The organism is Vibrio sp. Isolate32 (assembly GCF_022397955.1).
In the GTDB taxonomy this organism is placed as follows: Bacteria; Pseudomonadota; Gammaproteobacteria; order Enterobacterales; family Vibrionaceae; genus Vibrio.
Map to the genome: position 1 here is coordinate 1 of NZ_JAKEUQ010000078.1, position 867 is coordinate 867.

At 44.3% G+C, this 867-nt stretch carries 4 tRNA genes and 1 rRNA gene; all 5 read left to right on the plus strand.

Features of this window, described 5'->3' with window-relative positions:
* A 16S ribosomal RNA gene (locus L1D11_RS22450) occupies window positions 1–104 on the plus strand; the annotation flags it as partial.
* An 89-nt stretch (window positions 105–193) separates the two neighbouring features.
* Window positions 194–269, plus strand: a tRNA-Glu gene (locus tag L1D11_RS22455).
* 2 nt (window positions 270–271) lie between these two features.
* A tRNA-Lys gene (locus L1D11_RS22460) sits at window positions 272–347 on the plus strand.
* A gap of 25 nt (window positions 348–372) precedes the next feature.
* Window positions 373–448 (plus strand) — tRNA-Ala (locus L1D11_RS22465).
* Window positions 449–480: 32 nt separating this feature from the next.
* Window positions 481–556 (plus strand) — tRNA-Val (locus L1D11_RS22470).
* The last annotated feature ends 311 nt before the right edge of the window (window positions 557–867 follow it).

The following is an 867-nucleotide window of genomic DNA, read 5'->3' on the forward strand; positions in this document are numbered from 1 at the left end:
AGTTTAACCTTTCGGGGAGGACGCTCACCACTTTGTGGTTCATGACTGGGGTGAAGTCGTAACAAGGTAGCCCTAGGGGAACCTGGGGCTGGATCACCTCCTTATACGAAGATATTCACGATAAGTGTCCACACAGATTGATACGGTTTAAAAAGTAAAAGAGACGAAGAACTCCCAAGTTCTTCAATCCAGTGTCCCGTTCGTCTAGAGGCCTAGGACACCGCCCTTTCACGGCGGTAACAGGGGTTCGACTCCCCTACGGGATACCATTGGGTCGTTAGCTCAGTTGGTAGAGCAGTTGACTTTTAATCAATTGGTCGCAGGTTCGAATCCTGCACGACCCACCATTTCCTCCCAAGGAAATAAAAATATGGGGCTATAGCTCAGCTGGGAGAGCGCCTGCCTTGCACGCAGGAGGTCTGCGGTTCGATCCCGCATAGCTCCACCATTCTTTCTCCATGAAGGAATCAAAACTATCATGGGCGATTAGCTCAGTTGGGAGAGCACCTGCCTTACAAGCAGGGGGTCACTGGTTCGAGCCCGGTATCGCCCACCATCTTTAAGCATTCTTACGAGTGTGTTTAAAAATGGGTTAAAAGTTTAATACTTTGAAACTCGTGCTCTTTAACAATTTGGAAAGCTGACTGATTACTTAATTGGTTTTCACTTTAAAAAGTGAAATCAAACAGCTCAAGGCTGTGATTAAGTTAATCAAATTTAAAAGTTCTCAATGTTTATCTGCTCTTAGTTAATAAGAACGGTATAAACACAACAAACACATTCAAGTGTCTTGTATTCGAATCAAACTTTAGTTTGATTCACATTGAGTCCGGCAAACAGTCATCAAGAATTAACCCTTCTTGATGA